The sequence below is a fragment of the Streptomyces sp. MUM 2J genome (genome assembly GCF_022414535.1).
In the GTDB taxonomy this organism is placed as follows: domain Bacteria; phylum Actinomycetota; class Actinomycetes; order Streptomycetales; family Streptomycetaceae; genus Streptomyces.
In genome coordinates this window covers 36,117-55,050 of the sequence record NZ_JADWYM010000044.1, presented here as the reverse complement: position 1 = coordinate 55,050, position 18,934 = coordinate 36,117, and the positions used below count along the sequence as shown (strand labels likewise).

Genomic DNA, 18,934 nt, shown 5'->3' with positions numbered 1-18,934 from the left:
GGAGTCCCGTTCCTGCTGTTCAGGCGGGGGTTGTGGACGAATCAAGATCCCTAACGCAGCGGCGTTGACGATCTGGCCCAGCGCGTTGTGCTCGAAGACAGTGGTCTCGTCCAGGGCGTTCGTCCGGGCGACCAAGCGGCCCGCGGCGTCGTGCCGATAGCTGAGCGCGCGGTCGTCGAAATCGGTCTCCACGACGAGGCGGCCCGCCGGGTCGCGGGTGTACCTCCAGACCAGTCCCTGAGGGTTGGTGACCCGGGTGAGGCGCAGCTCGGTGTCGTGGCCGAACTCGTGGCGCGCCCCGTCGGGAGTCGTGCGGGCAGTGAGCAGGTCGAAGTGGGTGTACTCGAAACGGGTCTCGCCGCCGAGCGGATCGATGTGGGAGGTGCAGTTGCCCTCACCGTCATAGGTCCAGGACTCGCGGGTGCCGTCCGGCAGAGTGCGCCGCGCCAGTCGGTTCTCGGGTGTCCATTCCAGCCGGGTCGTCGCCCCCGTGGGGTCCGTGCGGGTGACGGAGCGGCCGAGGGCGTCATGGGTCTGGCAAGTGACCGCCCCGAGCGGATCGGTGATCTCCTGGGGCAGCCCAGCCGGGTTGCAGCGGATGGTGGTGACGTCGCCGAGCGGGTCGGTGACCGAGGTCGGGCGCCCCGCCTCGTCGTAGGCGAAGCGAGTGGTGTGGCCGGCGGGAGTGGTGATGGATATGCGGTTACCGCGCTCGTCGTACGTGTACCAGGTGACGTTGCCGTCGGGGGCTCGGACGCTGACGGGCTGCGGGAACTCGCCGTACTCCGCGGTGATCTCGGCGCCGTCGGGGCGTACCACCGCGACGAGCCGGCCCGCGTCGTCGTAGCGGTGGACCACGGTGTGGCCCAGGGGGTCGGTACGCGTCAGCAGGTGGTCCCGGTCGTCCCAGGTCTGGATGGTCGTGTTCCCGAGCGGATCGGTGATCGCGACGATCTGGCCGCGTGGGTTGGCACGGTAGACGGTGGCATGACCGAGGGAGTCGGTGTAGGTGGCGGTGGTGGTCCCGTCGGCGTCCGGATCGCCGTATGCGATACGGGAGGTGAGGAAACCGCCACTGCCCCGGGTCGCGGTGACCCGGCCCCGGTCGTCATAGGTGTAGGCGAAGAAGGTGTCGTTGCTGTCGCACCAGCCGGTGATGCGGTGCTCTTCGTCGTAGGTGAAGCGGGTGGTCGCGTCGACGGCGTTGATCACCTCGGCCAGGTCACCGCTCTCGTCGTAGCGATAGCCGCGCAGCCGTACCGGGCCGTCCTCAGTCAGGGCGTGCACGGCGGTCACCCGGCCGGTGCCCTCGGCGCAGGTCGGTGTCAACCGGTAGCCGCCGGAGTGGGTGACCTCCAGCAGGATGTCGTTTGCGTCGCGTTCGAGGGTGATGTGGTTGTGGTTACGGTCCTCGACCCTGGCCAGCCACCAGATGCCATCGGTGGCCTCGGCGGGTTCGAAATGCCGGGTCAGGCCCGTGTAGGGGTCCTGCACCACCAGCACGTACCGGGCGCCCAGGGACACATACGTCAACGACAGACACTCGCCCGCGACCGGGTCGACGCGGTCGCCGACGATGTCCGGGGTGCGTGGGTAGTAGAGGCTGGAGCCGTCCTCGCGGCGCCACCACACGCCATCCGCACTTGGGTCGCATTCCAGGCGCTCGTCCAGGGTGGAGGCCCAGGACGGGCCGAAGCAGGCGCCGTGCGTGTAGCCGGAAAGATGGGTACGGCGGAGGGCCAGCGGGAGGATGCCGGACAGGTCGACATCGGTCTGGGCCAGAATCATCTGGCCGGATGCCATATCGATCGGGTCGCCGCAGGTCTCTTTGTTCGCCAGGGCGCGGGCGTCTTTGGAGCGCTGCAGCCGGTCCGGATCGTGCTTGTCGTGGGCGCCGATCTTGAGATGGGCGCCCGAGCCGGAGAGACGGTCACCGCTGTCCTCGCCGCGGCCGTCCCGGCCCAGGGCGATACCGTCGATCTTGCTGCGGACGTCGCGGTCGTTGTGCTTGTGCAGCCGGGAAGCGGCCCTCACCCGGTCCGGCACCGTCTCCGTAACGTGCTTGGCGATCTTGCCGAGGGCCTTCTCGGAGCCGTGCAGTGCACCTTCCAGGACCGAGTCGAAGGCCCGGGTGAAGGGATCCCTACCCTTGGTACGGCCGAAGAAGCCCTTGGCCCGGCCGAGCGGGGCCGCGCTGTTCAGATGCAGTTCGCTGCCGTGGAAGGAGACCTTGCCGGCGCCGCTCTCGAACTCCTCGTGGTCGATGAACAGGTCGGCGCCACCACCGCCGCCGGCAGAGTCGAGCACGAAGCCGCCGCCCGCCGAGGCGAGCTGCATGCCGCCGTGCCCGTGGCCATGACCAGCACCGCCACCACCGGCCCCTTGGCCACCGCCGCTACCCGCACTTCCGCCCGCGCCGATGCCGGTCGGGTCGGGATGCAGGGAGAAGGCGTCGTTCGCCAGGTCCAGGACCGCGTCCTCGACCATTGCCTCCAGCTTGGCATTGACCGGCTCGGTGACCTTGGCGATCAACTCGTTCACGATCTGGTCGGCCGCCTCGTCGATGATGCGTTTCACCAGCTGGCGCATGGCCGTGATCTCGGCCGCGCCCAGTACCGCGGAGAGGCCTCCGGTGATGAAGGCCGCGCCGATCGAGAGGCCCACCGTGCCTGCCATGACGGCGAGTTCGGCCTCGGCCTTCGTCTTCATCCCGAAGATGATGTCCGCGACCACTTCACAGGCGTCGGCGAACAGACGGGCCAGCTCCGGGATCTTGTCCAGGTGACCGGCCCTGACCTGGTTCCAGTGGGTCTGCATCGAGTGCACGGCCCAGCCCTTGGACGAGGCGAGGATCTGCTCCACCGCCTTGTGCGCGTCCGCGCCGTGTCCCTCGAACTTGTCGGCGAACTCCCGCATGGCAGTCGCCATGTGACGGTAGTCGTCCTCGTCGACGTTCGGGAAATGGATGCCGATGTAGTCCAGAACCTGGTCCAGCCAGCCCGGAATCGTGTAGCCCATCCCTGTGATCCCCCGTATGTCCCGCGCAAGAGCGAGGCCACCGAGTGCACTTCAGAAGCCCACCGACGGAGACGTTCTGGATGGAGCCCCGGTTGCGCATGTCAGCGAGAGTGACCTGCCCGAACGGCCAACAGCACCTCATTCGCCCGATTCGGGTGACTCTCCCACATCAGTGCGCGTGGCCACCTGCAGTGGGCGCCCGGCCTGCGTTCTTGACCGTCAGCGGCAGCAGCTTCTTCCCGGTCGGGCCGACTTGGATCTGCGTGTCCATGGCAGGGCAAGCCCCCCACTACACATGAGCGCAGCATCGCTACTCCACCTCGATGCCGTAGTCCTGAACGAGTTGCTCGAGTCCGCCTGCATAGCCCTTGCCGCCGAGCACGAAATCCCAGTCGCCGCTGGCTCTACGTCGGAAAGAACCGAGCACCAAGGCAGTCTCCTGAGGCCGCCCGTCGGAGACGTCAAGGCGGCCGAGTTCTGCCATCGCGGGGTCAAGGAGTCGGATACACGCGTCCGTGAACCCAGACAGATCCGCGTCCGGGTTGGCCTCTGGGTCAACGGCGGCCACCAGAACGAACCGGTCGGCACTCTCTGGCAGCGAGTCGAAGGAAACCCGGATTGCTGCCTTGTCCGGGTGCGTGGCCGGGAGCGCGCATACCGAGCCGTCCGGGGTCTGAAGGTTGTTGAAGAAGACGAAGTGGTCGTCGCTGAGAACTCGGTTGCCGGAGCAGACGAGCGCGCACACATCCAGCGCAACGTTCCCGGACCAGGACATGCCCAACACGTTGTAGTCATTGGGTGGGGTCGTGGCGCTCGGCGGCGACGGCTGCGGCGATCGCGCTGCTCGTCCACCCTCACCCAGGCGTCCGCGCAGTCCATGCCGGTGGAGCAGGTCGATGAGTTCGCTGCCTGAGATGAGCTCCAACGGCTTGCCGTTGGCAAAAGTGTGCGAGCCGGGGCCGAACCCTGCTGTCGTCACCAGGACGCCCTTGTTGGCGCCTGCGTCCTGCACCGTGCCGTACAGGTCACGGACAGCCGTGGGCGGCACAGTGTTGCGGTAGCGCTTAACCTGCACGACGATCTTGCCGCCACGGACCGGCGTGGGGTCCACGGCATCGACGTCCACGCCGCCGTCGTTCGAGCGTTGCGTCGTCACGGCCTGCATGCCCATGGCCCGGAAGAGGTCGGCGACAAGCGACTCGAAAGCGATCGGATCCATCTCGTACAGATCCGGTTCCTCGTCGCCGCCGTGAGTGACCACGTGGTTTCCGACGTCCTGCGGCTTGCGGGCAGGCCGCACGGGGCCCAGCTCGTCCGGCCGAGACGCAAGCTGTCCCCGAAGACCGTCGGTCAGGCAACTGACCGCGTCCACCTGTTCCAAGTGCAACCCGGTGAACACCGACCGCTGTGCCATGACAGTCGCCAAGCAGATGTGCGCCTGCCGCCCCGTCGCCGGATCGTGGTCGTCCACGAATCCGTTCAGCGCCACAGACTCGAGTGCGTCGTACTCGTCCGCCGCGAACAATTCGCACATCACCAGCAGCATGCACTGCGCCAGAACCTCGCGGTACAACGCCCGACGCTGGCCCTTGGGACGTGGAGTTTCCTTGTCCTGGTCAACGGTGGGCATATAGCGCACCGACTTGACCTCAGGCACGACCCCGTACCCCGGCAACTCCCAGTCGAGCACCAACTGTCGTGCCGCCGCGTCGTACGCCGCCGCAACCTGCCGGGGGAACCCTTCGGGCCACGCCATCGAGGAGTAGAGGGCCGCCGAGAAATACTCAACGACGGAGTCAGGGTCTCTCCGTCGAACCCCTTCAGTAACGTCGGCGATACCGGCATTGTGCCGACGCACCTCCGACCGCTGCCCTTCTGCCCACTGCTCGTACTCACGCTGCTGTGCCGCTAACTGTTGCTGCCGTTGCGCCTCTGCGGCCTGCGCCGCATGCCAGTCTTGTTCGAAGCGGGCACGTGCCTCGGCCTCCGCCTGCGCTCGCCGACTCGCAGTCCACCTACCCTGGGCTCGATACTGATTCGGGTCCGGCATGGGAATCGGGACCGCCAGCGGCCCTGGCGAGAAAGGCTGAACCGCTTCAGAGCGCATCAACGAGGCCGCTCTGAAGGCCGGAGCCCGACATCCAGCCGCGAGTACCCCTTGCAGGGAGGCCACCTGCGCGTCCAATTCCTCGGTACGCCGCCTGGCCTCCGCTTGCCGATACTCCCTGTGAGTCTGCGCAACATGTCGCTGGTAGGCGCGCGCCTGCCGAGCCTGCTCCCTCTCCCGTCTGGCTTCAGCCTCGCGCTCACGCTGTTGCTGACGTTGCATCTCAGCCCAGACACTGACAAAACCACGAGAACGACGACTCATGTACTGCAAGCCCTCCCCAGAACGTCGGCAGCGCCGACCAAGACTCTGGTTGCCCCCGCAACCAGGAGTGACGAAACGACTGTATCCAGCAACAGCCGCCCCGCCTATGGACTTGCCCAACGCAACCCACTTCGTCTATCTCCGCAGGTCACCACCCTCAAAGGGTAGCCATGGGTTCGTCAGACGGCACTGCGAGATCGACACCGAAACGACTGAGCCCCCTCCCGCGACAGGAAGAGGGCTCAGAAGCTCGGACCAGGGCTTGACCGAGACCGGGAGAGGATCAGACCCACTCCACCTCGGAGTCGATACCCGAGGAGCCGCACGGCACCGGCAAGGGCGTCCGAGGCCCGCTCTTCGGCGTCAATGGCCGACGGCTCGACGCACCCGCGGTAGCCAACACGGCAGCAATCTCGTCCTCACTCGCCCCCGCCAGGGCCTCAACCACCCGATCGAGTGCCCCGCTCATGTCAGTGACCGTGCCCCCCGGTCGGAGCCGACGGCTTCACCGTCAGCGGCAGCAGCTTCTTGCCGCTGTTGCTCAGTTGTGGCCATGTGTCGTACTGGGGGCACACGCCGCAGTCGAAGCACGGGGTCCAGCGGCAGTCCTCGACCTCCGTCTCGTCGAGGGCGTCCTGCCAGTCCTCCCAGAGCCAGTCCTTGTCCAGGCCGGAGTCGAGGTGGTCCCAGGGGAGGACCTCCTCGTAGGTGCGCTCGCGGGTGGTGTACCAGTCGACGTCCACGCCGAAGTCCGCCAGGGCCTTGTCGGCGCATTCCATCCAGCGGTCGTAGGAGAAGTGCTCGCGCCAGCCGTCGAAACGGCCTCCGTCGTCGTAGACGGCGCGGATGACGGCGCCGATGCGGCGGTCACCGCGGGAGAGCAGGCCCTCGACGATGCCCGGCTTGCCGTCGTGGTAGCGGAAGCCGATGGAGCGGCCGTACTTCTTGTCACCGCGGATCTTGTCGCGGAGCTTCTCCAGGCGGGCGTCGGTCTCCTCGGCGGACAGCTGCGGCGCCCACTGGAACGGGGTGTGCGGCTTGGGGACGAATCCGCCGATGGAGACCGTGCAGCGGATGTCGTTCGAGCGTGACACCTCGCGGCCCTTCTGGATCACGCGCGTGGCCATGTCGGCGATCTGGAGGACGTCGTCGTCGGTCTCCGTGGGCAGGCCGCACATGAAGTAGAGCTTCACCTGCCGCCAGCCGTTGCCGTAGGCCGTGGCGACGGTCCGGATCAGGTCGTCCTCCGAGACCATCTTGTTGATGACCTTGCGGATGCGCTCGGAGCCGCCCTCCGGGGCGAAGGTCAGGCCCGAGCGGCGACCGTTGCGGGTGAGCTCGTTGGCCAGGTCGATGTTGAAGGCGTCGACCCGGGTGGAGGGCAGCGAGAGACCGATCTTGTCGTCCTCGTAGCGGTCGGCCAGGCCGCGGGCGATGTCGCCGATCTCGCTGTGGTCCGCCGAGGACAGGGACAGCAGGCCGACCTCCTCGAAGCCGGTCGCCTTCAGGCCCTTGTCCACCATCTCGCCGATGCCGGTGATGGAGCGCTCGCGCACCGGGCGGGTGATCATGCCCGCCTGGCAGAAGCGGCAGCCGCGGGTGCAGCCGCGGAAGATCTCCACGGACATCCGCTCGTGGACCGTCTCGGCGAGCGGTACGAGGGGCTGCTTGGGGTAGGGCCACTCGTCCAGGTCCATCACGGTGTGCTTGGAGACGCGCCACGGCACGCCCGAGCGGTTCGGGACGACACGGCCGATCCGCCCGTCGGGCAGGTACTCGACGTCGTAGAACCGCGGAACGTACACCCCGCCTGTCTTCGCCAGGCGCAGCAGCAGCTCGTCGCGGCCACCGGGGCGGCCCTCGGCCTTCCACTCGCGGACGATCCTGGTGATGTCGAGGACGGCCTGCTCGCCGTCGCCGATCACCGCGGCGTCGATGAAGCCGGCGATCGGCTCCGGGTTGAACGCCGCGTGGCCTCCGGCCACGACGACCGGGTCGTCGACGGCCCGGTCGGCCGATTCCAGGGGGATGCCGGCGAGGTCGAGGGCGGCGAGCATGTTGGTGTAGCCGAGTTCGGTGGAGAAGCTGAGGCCGAACACGTCGAAGGCCTTCACCGGGCGGTGGCTGTCGACCGTGAACTGCGGGACGCCGTGCTCGCGCATCAGCGCCTCCAGGTCCGGCCACACGCTGTAGGTGCGCTCGGCGAGGACGCCCTCCTGCTCGTTGAGGACCTCGTAGAGGATCATGACGCCCTGGTTGGGCAGGCCGACCTCGTACGCGTCCGGGTACATCAGCGCCCAGTGGACGTCGCAGGACTCCCACGGCTTGACCGTGGAGTTGAGTTCTCCGCCGACGTACTGGATCGGCTTCTGCACATGCGGGAGCAGAGCTTCGAGCTGCGGGAACACCGACGCAGCAGTTTCGGCAGGCATCTCGACGAACCTTCGTGAGCTGACAGGGGGGACCCTCAAGCCTAACCCGCTCCCGGACCTGTCCCGTACGCCCGAAAGGGCTCCCGCCGGTGCGCGGAGGCCCTCGGGGGATCAGAGTTCGGTCTCCCGCGCGATCGTTGCCCAGGCCGCGGGCAGGGCGTTCTCCGACCGTTCCGCGCGGCGCTCCTCGCGGCCGTACAGCAGTCCGTAGGTGAAGCTGCTCTCCCCGGCGTCGTGGGCCTGGGCGGCGATGGTGCGGAGGGCCTCGCGGGTCATGACGCTGTCCTGGTGGTCACCGAGGAGGCTCTGGAGGGACTTCGTGGAGCGGACGAGGCCGGCGGCCTTGTCCCCGAGGGCGAGGGTGGCGGCCTCGGCGGCGTAGCGGGTGCGTTTGGCCTTCTTGCGGGCCTCGTGCAGGGCCAGGTCGCGGTCATGGCCGGGGGGCAGCTCCAGGGCGTGCTCGATCCGGTGGGCCAGGGCCGCGAAGTCCTTGCGGACCGCCTTGGCGATCACCTTCTCGGGCCGTCCCGCGGCGGCGGGGAGGAGCGGGGGGTCGGCGATCAGCGCGTCGAGTGCGTCGAGGAGGGCGAGGTGGCGGGCGCCGTCCAGGACGGTGATCAGGCGGCGGCGCGAGCCGCCGGTGCGGGCGTGCGACCAGGTGCGCAGCCGGGTGCGGACGGGGCCGACGGTGAGCTGGCGGGGCAGTTCGTCGAGGGCGGCGGTGAGCCGTTCGGTGAGGACTTCCTGGTCGCGGTCGATGCCGAGTTCGCCCGCGAGCCACTTCAGTTCCTCGCCGACGGGGTCGGTGACGGTGCGGTCGAGCACGCGGCGGTAGGTGCGGAATGCGCTGCGCATGCGGCGGGTGGCGACGCGCATGCGGTGCACGGAGTCGTAGGTGTCGCGGCGTACGGCGGGGTCGAGGGCGACGATGGCGTCCCGCTGGGCGCGCAGGTACGCCAGGACGTGGTCTCCGGCGGTGACGGGGTCCGGGGCGGGCCGGTGCCGGCGCTTCTTCTTGCCGGGGGCGGTGTCGGCGAGGGCCCGGGCCAGTTTGGAGGTCGATCCGGAGGGTCGTACGCCGGCCTTGCGCAGGCGTTTCTCGACGCGGTCGAGGAAGGCGGGGTCGCCGCCGTCGGCGAGTTCGACCTCGATCTCGGTCCATTGGGCGTGGCCGCCCTTGCCGGTGAGCCGGTCGGCGCGGACGGCGTCCATGCTGACCTCGGCGAGCAGCCGGCCGTCGGCGTCGAGCAGGTCGCGCAGGTCGCGGTCGGAGCGGAGGCGGACCGTCGGCAGCAGTTCGGCGCCGCGGACGCGGGAGCGGACCAGTGCCGCGAGGGTGCGGGGGATGCTGTCGCCGAGGGGGGCGCGGACCTCGTCGCGGATGCCGGGGGCGACGGGGAGCTTGAGGTGCCAGCCGGCGTCCGGGCCGCCGGTGCGGCGTCGGAGGGTGATCGAGGCTGCGGCGAGGCGCTCGTCGGCGGTGTCGTAGTAGGTGGCGTCCAGTTCGGTGACGCCCTTGTCGAGGACGGTCGCGACCCCGGCGACGCCGGTCAGGTCGGGCAGCCCGCTGTCGTCGGATTCGTACTTGCGCTCGATCTCGCGTTTCGTCTCCGCCATGCACTGAATCTAGTGGCAGTGGGCCGGCGACGGCAGGGCCGACTGTCGTTGTCTTGCCGGTGAACGGCCGGTTTCCACCCGTCGGCCGGGGGGATCCGGTCATGACCGGGTGGGCGCCGGCCGCCGGGTCGGGTCCGGTGCGGCCGGTTGCCGCGGCCGGAGGGGGCTCTCCGGCCCGTGGAGGTTTCCGGCCGCGGCAGGCGCTAGGCGGACATCGGGCGTTGGACGCGGATCGACTGGAGTAGTCCTACGGCGACCCATACGGCGAACATGGACGAGCCGCCGTAGGAGACGAACGGCAGCGGCAGGCCGGTCACCGGCATGATGCCGAGGGTCATGCCGATGTTCTCGAAGGCCTGGAAGGCGAACCAGGCGACCACGCCGGCGGCGACGATGGTGCCGTAGAGCTCGGTCGTCTCGCGGGCTATGCGGCAGGCCCGCCACAGCACCACGCCGAGCAGGGCGATGATCAGGCCCGCGCCCACGAAGCCGAGTTCCTCTCCGGCCACGGTGAAGACGAAGTCCGTCTGTTGCTCGGGCACGAACTGGCCCGTGGTCTGTGAGCCGTGGAAGAGGCCGGAGCCGGTGAGGCCGCCGGAGCCGATGGCGATGCGGGCCTGGTTGGTGTTGTAGCCGACGCCGGCCGGGTCGAGGTCCGGGTTGGCGAAGGCGGCGAAGCGGTTGATCTGGTACTCGTCGAGGATGTGCAGCTGCCAGACGGCGACGGCACCGAGGGCTCCGGCGCCGATCAGGCCGAAGACCCAGCGGTTGGAGGCGCCGGAGGCGAGCAGCACGCCGAGCACGATGATGACCATGACCATGACCGATCCGAGGTCGGGCATGAGGAGCACGATCAGCATCGGCACGGCGGCCAGTCCCAGGGCCTGCAGCACCGTTCTGTGGTCCGGGTAGGGCTTGTCGCCCGCGTCCACCCGGGCGGCGAGCAGCATTGCCATGCCGAGGATGATCGTGACCTTGACGAACTCCGAGGGCTGGAGCGAGAAGCCGCCACCGAGCACGATCCACGAGTGGGCGCCGTTGACGGTGGAACCGAGCGGGGTGAGGACCAGCAGGATGCCGAGAACGGACAGGCCGTAGAGGACCGGTACCGCATTGCGCAGCGCGCGGTGGCCGAGCCAGACCGTGCCGATCATCAGGGCGAGCCCGATGCCGGTGTTCATCAGGTGGCGGATGAGGAAGTAGTACGGGTCGCCCTGGTTGATCACGGTGCGGTTGCGGGTCGCGGAGAAGACCAGCAGTGAGCCGATGAGCGACAGGGACAGCGCGGACAGCAGGATCGGCCAGTCCAGGCGGCGGGCGATGGAGTCGCGGGCGAACATCCTCGTCCAGCCCCCGCGTTCCGGCCCGTATCCGGAGACGGAGAAGCCGTTGGCCCCGGTCATGTCAGTTTCCTCCGGCTTCCCCGGCGCGGTGTCTTTCGTCGCCTGCGCGTGTCCCGGTTGGCGGCGGGGGACGCGGTCGTCGCGCCCGGCTGCTGCTCGTCCGGTGCGGTGGCGCCCTCCTGGTAGGCGCGGGCCTCCTTGGCCGGGTCCTTGGCCACCTTGGGGGAGGTGATGGTGCCGTCCGTCTTGACCTTCGGCAGGCCCTTCTGCGGGGAGGGCAGCAGCGCCTTGCTCCGGTCGATGGAGCCGTTGTCGGTGACGCCGTACAGGGCGTCGTATATGTTGCGCACGGCCGGGCCGGAGGCGCCGGAGCCCGTACCACCCTGGGAGATCGTCATGACGATCGCGTAGTCCTTGGTGTACGTGGCGAACCAGGAGGTGGTCTGCTTGCCGTAGACCTCCGCGGTACCGGTCTTGGCGTGCATCGGGATCTTGTCCTGCGGCCAGCCGACCTGTGCGAACCGCCAGGCGGCGGTACCCCGGGTGGCGACGCCGGCGAGGGCCTCGTCCATCTGGTCCCGCGTCTTGGCGGTTATCGGCAGCTTGCCGTGTGACTTGGGCTTGATCTCGGTGACGGTCTTGCCGTCGGCGCTGATGACGGCCTTGCCGATGGTCGGGTCGTAGAGGGTGCCGCCGTTGGAGATGGCCGCGTAGACGGTGGCCATCTGGATCGGGGTCACGAGCGTGTCACCCTGGCCGATGGAGTAGTTGATCTCGTCACCGGCGCGCATCCGGTTGCCTTCGAGGCAGTTCTCGTAGGCGATCTTCTCGACGTAGGTGCCGTCCTTCTTGCCCTGCTTGCACCAGGCGTCCTTGTTGGCCTGCCAGTACCGCTGCTTCCACTGGCGGTCGGGGACACGGCCGGTGACCTCGTTGGGCAGGTCGATGCCGGTCTCCTTGCCGAGGCCGAACTGGTGGGCGGCCTTGAAGAAGTAGTCGTTGGGATCCTTCTTCGGCCTGATGCCGCCGTCCCTCTGCCATTCCTTGTGGGCGAGGCCGTAGAAGACGGTGTCGCAGGAGACCTCCAGGGCGCGGCCCAGGCTGATGGGGCCGAAGTTCTCCGACTCGAAGTTCTTGAAGACCTGGCCGCCCACCGAGTAGGAACTCGTACACGGGTAGCGGCCGTCGAAGGGGTAGCCGGCCTCGACGGCGGCGGCGGTGGAGATCACCTTGAAGGTGGAGCCGGGGGCGGACTGGCCCTGTATGGCCCTGTTGAGGAGCGGGTAGTTGGAGCCCTTGCCGGTGAGCTTGGCGTAGTCCTTGGCGGAGATGCCGCCGACCCAGGCGTTGGGGTCGTAGGTCGGGTTGGAGGCCATGGCGACGATCCGGCCGGTCTTGGCCTCCATCACGACGACGGCGCCCGAGTCGGCCTTGTACTTCTCTCCGGTGACCCGGTCCCACGTCTGGCGGGCGGTCTTCATCGCCTCGTTCAGCTCGTACTCGGCGATGCGCTGGACGCGGGCGTCGATGCTGGTGACGAGGTTGGCGCCGGGCTGGGCCGGGTCGGCCTCGGCCTGGCCGATGACCCGTCCGAGGTTGTCGACCTCGTAGCGGGTGACGCCGGCCTTGCCGCGCAGTTCCTTGTCGTACTCCCTTTCCAGGCCGGAGCGGCCGACCTGGTCGGAGCGGAGGTAGGGCGAGTCGGTGTCCTGGGCGGCCTGGATCTCGTCGTCGGTGACGGGTGAGAGGTAGCCGAGGACCTGGGCGGTGTTGGACTTGCCGGGGGCGGGGTAGCGGCGTACGGCCTCCGGTTCGGCGGTGATGCCGGGGAAGTCCTCGGAGCGCTCGCGGATCTGCAGGGCCTGCTTGGGGGTGGCCTCGTCGGTGATGGGGATCGGCTGGTAGGGCGAGCCGTTCCAGCAGGGCTGGGGGGTCTTGGCGTCGCACAGCCGGACCTTGAGCATGACGTCTTCGGGGTCCATGCCGAGGACGCCGGCGAGTTTGGTGAGGACGGCCTTGCCGTCGTCCTTCTGCTTCAGCAGGTCGGTGCGGGAGGCGGAGACCACCAGCCGGGTCTCGTTGTCGGCGAGGGGGACGCCCCGCGCGTCGAGGATGGATCCGCGCACCGCGGGCTGGACGACCTGCTGGACGTGGTTGCCCGACGCCTTCTTGGCGTACTCGGCGCCCTCGCGGATCTGGAGGTACCACAGGCGTCCGCCGAGGGTGCCCAGCAGGGAGAGGACGAGGATCTGGATGACGACGAGCCGGATCTGCACGCGGGGTGTCCGGCCGGTCTCGGGAATGTTGGTCACTGCTGCTGCCTCCCCCTTTCCCTGCTCGGGCGAGTGGCCGGGTGCGAGCGGGCGGATGTGGTCGAGTGGACGGACGCGGCCGTACGGGCGGTTGCGGTCGAACGGGCGGGCGTGGCCGGCCGGGAGGAGGGTCCGAGCGGCCGGTCGAGGCCGGGCGATCGCGGGCGTTCGCATGATGAACGCCCGGCCGACCGGGCCGGGTTCCTCCCGTACTCACCCGTTCCGGTGAAGTTTCCTGTGGTCACAGCCGCTTGACCCCCTTGATGCGTCCGGCGCGGGCGGAGCGGGCGCGGGCTGCCTTGACCCGCAGTCCGTTGCGCTGCCCACCGATCTTCAGGCCGGTGCCGCCCGAAAGCCAGCCGGAGGAGATGTCGGCGGACCTGGCGGAGGAGCCGGTGTCGGAGAGCGGGTCGTTCTCGGCGCGGCGGGCCAGCGCCATGACGCCCGGGACCACGAAGGGCGCGAGCAGCAGGTCGTAGAGTGCGGCCGAGAAGAGCAGGCCGGCCAGGCCGACGTGGCGGGCGGCGGTGTCGCCGACGAGGGCGCCGACCCCCGCGTACAGCAGGGTGGAGCCGAGCGCGGCGGCGACGACCGTGATCATGGGGCCGGTGGCGGACTTGACCTGGCCGTTCTCCGGTTTGATCAGTCCGGCGCAGTAGCCGATGACGCACAGCACCAGGGCGTAGCGGCCGGCTGCGTGGTCGGCGGGTGGGGCGAGGTCGGCGAGCAGTCCGGCGCCGAAGCCGATGAGGGCGCCGCCGACGTGCCCGTAGACCATGGCGAGGCCGAGGACGGTGAGCAGGAGCAGGTCGGGGACGGCGCCCGGCAGGTGGAGGCGGGCGAGGACGCTCACCTGGATCACCAGGGCGACGACCACCAGCACCGTGGAGAGCAGGATCCGGTTGACGCGCATGGGAATGTCAGCTCCTACTGCTGCTCTTGGCCGTCTTGCTGCTGTCCGCCGTCGACGGACGGTCCGCCGCCGACGGGCTGCCGTCCCTCGACGAGTTGTTCCTCGGTGCCCTGCGGCAGGCCGTCGGCCGGTGCCGTGGCGCCGGGCGTGACGGTGACGGTGACCGTCGGTGTCGGGGTCGGCTTGGGCTTCGGCGGGAGCACGGTGTCGCGGGGGTCCTTCTTCGGCGCCTCGACGACGACGCCGACGATGTCGAGCCGGGTGAAGCTGACGAACGGCGTGACGTAGAGGGTGCGGGTCAGGTCGCCCCCGGAGGGGTCGACCCGCGAGACGATGCCGACGGGGACGCCGGGGACGAAGGGCTTGTCGGCCTGTGAGCCGAAGGTGACCAGGCGGTCGCCCTTCTTGACGTCGGCCTTGCCGTTGAGGAGTTCCACGCGCAGGGGGCGGTCGCCCTGCCCGGAGGCGAAGCCGAGCTCGTCGCTGCCCTCCATCCGGGTGCCGACCGTGAAGTCGGGGTCGTTGGCGAGCAGGACGGTGGCGGTGCCGGGGCCGACGGTGGTGACGCGGCCGACGAGACCATCGCCGTTGAGGACGGTCATGTCCCGCCGGATGCCGTCGTCGGCGCCGACGTCGATGGTGATGGTCCAGGAGAAGCCCTGGGCCGCTCCTATGGCGATGACCTGGGCGCCCTTGATGCCGTACTGCCCCTCGCCGGCGACCTTCAGCATCGTGTCGAGCTGCTTGAGGCGACTGCGGTTGCGGTCGTCGCTGCCGAGCTTCGCCTTGAGGGCCGCGTTCTCCTTCTCCAGCCGCGCCAGCCGGTCGTGGCGCTCACCGGAGTCGCGGACCGCGGAGACGGCGTCGCCGACCGGGTTCACCGCCGACGACACGCCGTTCTCGATCGGACCGAAGACCGCAGCCGCGGCCTGCCGGGCACCGTCGACCGGGGAGTCCTTACCGCCGCGGATGTCCACCGTGATCAGCGCGAACGCGATGGCGATCAGCAGCACCAGGAGCAGCCGGCTCTCTCGTGTGTCCCTCACGTGCGGCGGCCGTGCCCTTCCTCATAGGAATTCGGGGAGCCCCGGGGCACGCCCTGGGGCTTCATGGGGAGCTTAAGTCTCGATATCAGCGATCCGCCGCACGAGAGGAGATCGTCTCGTACGGCGGAATCGTCTCAACGCGTCATCTGCGGGGGGCGGCGTCCAGCACCTGCTGGAGCGCTTCGAACTCCTCCACGCACTTGCCGGAGCCGAGGGCCACGCTGTCCAACGGGTCCTCGGCGATGTGGATCGGCATGCCGGTCTCGCGGCGCAGCCGCTCGTCGAGGCCTCGCAGCAGTGCTCCGCCGCCCGTCAGAACGATTCCGCGGTCCATGATGTCGCCGGACAGCTCCGGCGGGCACTTGTCGAGGGTCGTCTTCACCGCGTCGACGATGGCGTTGACGGGCTCCTCGATCGCCTTCCGTACCTCCGCGGCGGAGATGACGACCGTCTTGGGCAGCCCGGAGACGAGGTCCCGGCCGCGGATTTCGGTGTGCTCGTCGGAGTCGAGGTCGTACGCCGAGCCGATCGTGATCTTGATCTGCTCGGCCGTCCGCTCACCCAGCAGGAGCGAGTACTCCTTCTTGACGTGCTGGATGATCGCGTTGTCCAGTTCGTCGCCCGCCACGCGGATGGACTGGGCGGTGACGATGCCGCCGAGGGAGATAACCGCGACCTCCGTCGTACCGCCGCCGATGTCCACCACCATGTTGCCCGTGGCCTCGTGGACCGGCAGGCCGGAGCCGATGGCCGCGGCCATGGGCTCCTCGATGATGTGCACCTGGCGGGCGCCGGCCTGGGTCGACGCCTCGATGACGGCACGGCGCTCGACGCCGGTGATACCGGAGGGCACGCACACGACGACGCGCGGCCGGGCGAGATACCGCCGCTTGTGGATCTTCAGGATGAAGTAGCGGAGCATCCGCTCGGTGATCTCGAAGTCGGCGATCACGCCGTCCTTCAGCGGACGCACGGCGACGATGTTGCCGGGCGTGCGTCCGATCATCTTCTTCGCTTCGGCTCCGACCGCGAGGATGCCACCGGTGTTGGTGTTGATCGCGACGACGGACGGCTCGTTGAGTACGATCCCGCGACCCCTCACGTACACCAGCGTGTTGGCGGTCCCGAGGTCGACAGCCATGTCACGGCCGATGAACGACATTGAGTTCCCCATCAGGATTCGTCTGGCCTTCCGATGAGCTTTTGAGGGCTTTTCAGGTCGGCGAAGTGGGTGCTGTGACGTGAAGGGCTCCATCGTAGTGGCGCCTGCACGAACACTGCGCGAGGGTCTTCGCCATTGTCAGCAGATGGCGAGCCACCTCGCTTGTGGAGACGACCCATCGGGGGCACACGTTCCCCCAATCGGCGCGGCATATGCCAAGGGACGGCCGAAAAGGTACGGCCGTCCCTGCACTCGACGCGGGTTCGAGATGACGGAGTCTCAGAAAAAACATTTCCGAGATCTGGATGTGACAGCTCAGGCGCGGCCCGGGAAGAAGATCTTCACCTCGCGCTCGGCGGATTCCTCGGAGTCGGAGGCGTGGATCAGGTTCTCGCGCACGATCACGCCGTAGTCGCCCCGGATGGAGCCGGGCGCCGCGGCGATCGGATCGGTCGGACCGGCCAGCTGGCGCAGGCCCTCGATGACCCGCTCGCCCTCGACGATCATCGCCACGACCGGGCCGGAGGCCATGAACTCCACCAGCGGCTCGTAGAACGGCTTGCCCTTGTGCTCCCCGTAGTGCTGCTCCAGCGTGTCCTGGTCCAGCGTGCGCAGCTCCAGCGCGGTGATGAGCCAGCCGGCCTTGCGCTCGATGCGGCTGATGATCTCGCCGGTCAGGCCACGACGGACGGCGTCGGGCTTGAGAAGGACGAGGGTGCGCTGGGTCACGGGAGGACTCCTTTATTCCTGCCAGGTGTGCGGTGGCACGAGGTTACAGGGCGTGTCGGGGCGCCCGTCACGCAGCGTCAGCCGTGGAGGAGGCGCCCTGAGCGGCGAACCTCGCCCTCGCCGCGTCGACCTTCCGCCCGAAGTGCACCGAAGCCCACCACAGCACCGCGAACACCGCGCCCATGAAGAACATCGTCGGCACGAAGACCCCGGAGGCGACGAGCGCGAGCTGCAGCGCCCAGCCGAGGGCCACCCCGCCGGGCCTGGTCACCAGGCCGCACAGCAGCAGGCACAGTGCCATCGCGGTACCGCTGACGGCCCACACCGTGCCGGTGGACAGGTCCGGGTCCTTCATCGCGACCAGTGCGGCGAATCCGATGATGAAGAACTCGCCGATCAGCGTCGAGGAGCAGAGCGTACGCACGGGTGACCTCAGCCCTTCCCGAGAAGCAGGCGGGCCTCGCCCACCGTGATGACGGAACCGGTGACGAGGACGCCGCCGCCGGCGAACTCGCCCTCTTCCTCCGCGAGGGTGATCGCGGCCTCCAGCGCGTCCGGAAGCCGCGGCTCGACCTGGACGCGCTCCTCGCCGAAGACCTCGACGGCCAGCGCGGCCAGAGCGTCGGCGTCCATGGCGCGGTGGGTGGAGTTCTGGGTGACCACGATCTCCGCGAAGACCGGCTCGAACGCCTCCAGCAGCCCCCGCACGTTCTTGTCGCCGCTGGCGCCGACGACCCCGATCAGGCGGCTGAACTGGAACGCCTCCCGCAGCGCGTCGGCGGTGACCCGCGCGCCCGCCGGGTTGTGCGCGGCGTCCAGCACGACGGTCGGCGACCGGCGTACGACCTCCAGGCGGCCGGGCGAGGCGACGGACGCGAACGCCTTGCGCACCGTCTCCAGGTCCAGCGGCTCCGCCCGCTGCGCCCCCACTCCGAAGAACGCCTCCACCGCGGCCAGCGCGACGGCCGCGTTGTGCGCCTGGTGGGCGCCGTGCAGCGGGACGTAGACCTCGGTGTACTCGCCGCCCAGGCCGCGCAGCGTCATCAGCTGCCCGCCGACGGCGACCTGCCGTGCCACGACCCCGAACTCCAGCCCTTCCCGGGCCACGGTCGCGTCGACCTCGACGGCCTTCTTCAGCAGCACCTGCGCGGCGTCCACCGGCTGCTGCGCCAGGATCACCGTCGCGTCCTGCTTGATGATCCCCGCCTTCTCCCCGGCGATCTCCGCGGTCGTCCCGCCGAGCCGGTCGGTGTGGTCCAGGTCGATGGGCGTCACGACGGCGACGTCCCCGTCGATCACGTTGGTGGCGTCCCAGGAACCGCCCATGCCGACCTCGACGACGGCCACGTCGACCGGTGCGTCGGCGAACGCCGCGTAGGCCATGCCGGTGAGCACCTCGAAGAAGGACAGCCGGTACTCCTGAGAGGAGTCGACCATCTCGACGTACGGCCGGATGTCGCGGTACGTCTCGATGAACCGTTCCGCCGTGATCGGCGCGCCGTCCAGGCTGATCCGCTCGGTGATCGACTGCACGTGCGGCGAGGTGTAGCGGCCGGTACGCAGCTCGAAGGCGTTGAGCAGGGCCTCGATCATGCGGGCGACGGAGGTCTTGCCGTTGGTGCCGGTGATGTGGATCGACGGGTACGCCCGCTGCGGCTCGCCCAGGACGTCCATGAGCGCGGCGATCCTGCTCACCGAGGGCTCCAGCTTGGTCTCCCCCCAGCGGGTGGCCAGCTCCGCCTCGACCTCGCGCAGCGCCTTGTCGACCTCCGGGTCCTCCGGCCGTCCGGGCACGTCGGCCTGAGGCGGGCCGCCCTGGGTGCGCAGGGTACGGCTGCCGGCCTCGATCACGGCGAGGTCGGGGTCACGGTCGGTCTCGGCCGCGATGATCCCGTCGAAGGAGTCGAGGGGGCCGGGCTGGTCGTTCTGGTCGTTGGTGCCGGGGATGTCGCTCACGAGGCCAGTCTACGGAGGCCGGCCGGTGGAGGTGG

General features: G+C 69.2%; 12 protein-coding genes. All 12 read right to left on the bottom strand.

The window, feature by feature from the left end:
- On the bottom strand, positions 1-3,018 hold a 3,018-nt coding region (locus I3F54_RS27025), incomplete at its 3' end, for a DUF6531 domain-containing protein (protein ID WP_240121532.1).
- A gap of 310 nt (positions 3,019-3,328) precedes the next feature.
- Positions 3,329-5,389 carry a restriction endonuclease gene (locus I3F54_RS27020; protein ID WP_240121535.1) on the bottom strand — a complete coding sequence of 687 codons (2,061 nt, stop codon included), beginning with the start codon at positions 5,387-5,389 and terminating at the stop codon, positions 3,329-3,331.
- A 470-nt stretch (positions 5,390-5,859) separates the two neighbouring features.
- On the bottom strand, positions 5,860-7,821 hold the full coding sequence (locus I3F54_RS27015) for a TIGR03960 family B12-binding radical SAM protein (RefSeq protein ID WP_240121531.1): 1,962 nt from the start codon (positions 7,819-7,821) through the stop codon (positions 5,860-5,862).
- 111 nt (positions 7,822-7,932) lie between these two features.
- Complete coding sequence (locus I3F54_RS27010) at positions 7,933-9,438, bottom strand: CYTH and CHAD domain-containing protein (protein ID WP_240121530.1); 1,506 nt, start codon at positions 9,436-9,438, stop codon at positions 7,933-7,935.
- A 203-nt stretch (positions 9,439-9,641) separates the two neighbouring features.
- Positions 9,642-10,841 (bottom strand): rod shape-determining protein RodA, encoded by a 1,200-nt coding sequence (rodA, locus tag I3F54_RS27005; protein WP_240121529.1) that lies wholly within the window; start codon positions 10,839-10,841, stop codon positions 9,642-9,644.
- Positions 10,838-13,093, bottom strand: coding sequence for a penicillin-binding protein 2 (gene mrdA / locus I3F54_RS27000; protein ID WP_240121528.1), 2,256 nt, complete (start codon positions 13,091-13,093; stop codon positions 10,838-10,840). The genes rodA and mrdA overlap by 4 nt, the downstream gene beginning before the upstream one ends.
- Positions 13,094-13,334: 241 nt before the next feature.
- Positions 13,335-14,006, bottom strand: coding sequence for a rod shape-determining protein MreD (mreD, locus tag I3F54_RS26995; protein ID WP_240121527.1), 672 nt, complete (start codon positions 14,004-14,006; stop codon positions 13,335-13,337).
- Positions 14,007-14,020: 14 nt separating this feature from the next.
- Positions 14,021-15,052, bottom strand: a complete 1,032-nt coding sequence (gene mreC, locus I3F54_RS26990) for a rod shape-determining protein MreC (RefSeq protein ID WP_240121526.1) — start codon at positions 15,050-15,052, stop codon at positions 14,021-14,023.
- Positions 15,053-15,194: 142 nt separating this feature from the next.
- Positions 15,195-16,214, bottom strand: a complete 1,020-nt coding sequence (locus I3F54_RS26985; protein ID WP_240121525.1) for a rod shape-determining protein — start codon at positions 16,212-16,214, stop codon at positions 15,195-15,197.
- A gap of 315 nt (positions 16,215-16,529) precedes the next feature.
- On the bottom strand, positions 16,530-16,943 hold the full coding sequence (ndk, locus tag I3F54_RS26980) for a nucleoside-diphosphate kinase (protein ID WP_240121524.1): 414 nt from the start codon (positions 16,941-16,943) through the stop codon (positions 16,530-16,532).
- 67 nt (positions 16,944-17,010) lie between these two features.
- Entirely contained in the window at positions 17,011-17,367 is a 357-nt protein-coding gene (locus I3F54_RS26975; RefSeq protein WP_240121523.1) for a DUF4233 domain-containing protein, read from the bottom strand.
- An 8-nt stretch (positions 17,368-17,375) separates the two neighbouring features.
- Positions 17,376-18,899, bottom strand: a complete 1,524-nt coding sequence (locus tag I3F54_RS26970; RefSeq protein WP_240121522.1) for a folylpolyglutamate synthase/dihydrofolate synthase family protein — start codon at positions 18,897-18,899, stop codon at positions 17,376-17,378.
- Positions 18,900-18,934 lie beyond the last annotated feature (35 nt).

Excerpts from the sequence above, each read along its gene's own strand:
- I3F54_RS27020 (WP_240121535.1), bottom strand. The coding sequence starts at position 5,389 with ATGAGTCGTCGTTCTCGTGGTTTTGTCAGTGTCTGGGCTGAGATGCAA.
- mreD (WP_240121527.1), bottom strand. The coding sequence starts at position 14,006 with ATGCGCGTCAACCGGATCCTGCTCTCCACGGTGCTGGTGGTCGTCGCC.
- I3F54_RS27015 (WP_240121531.1), bottom strand. The coding sequence starts at position 7,821 with ATGCCTGCCGAAACTGCTGCGTCGGTGTTCCCGCAGCTCGAAGCTCTG.
- rodA (WP_240121529.1), bottom strand. The coding sequence starts at position 10,841 with ATGACCGGGGCCAACGGCTTCTCCGTCTCCGGATACGGGCCGGAACGC.
- I3F54_RS26985 (WP_240121525.1), bottom strand. The coding sequence starts at position 16,214 with ATGTCGTTCATCGGCCGTGACATGGCTGTCGACCTCGGGACCGCCAAC.
- I3F54_RS27010 (WP_240121530.1), bottom strand. The coding sequence starts at position 9,438 with ATGGCGGAGACGAAACGCGAGATCGAGCGCAAGTACGAATCCGACGAC.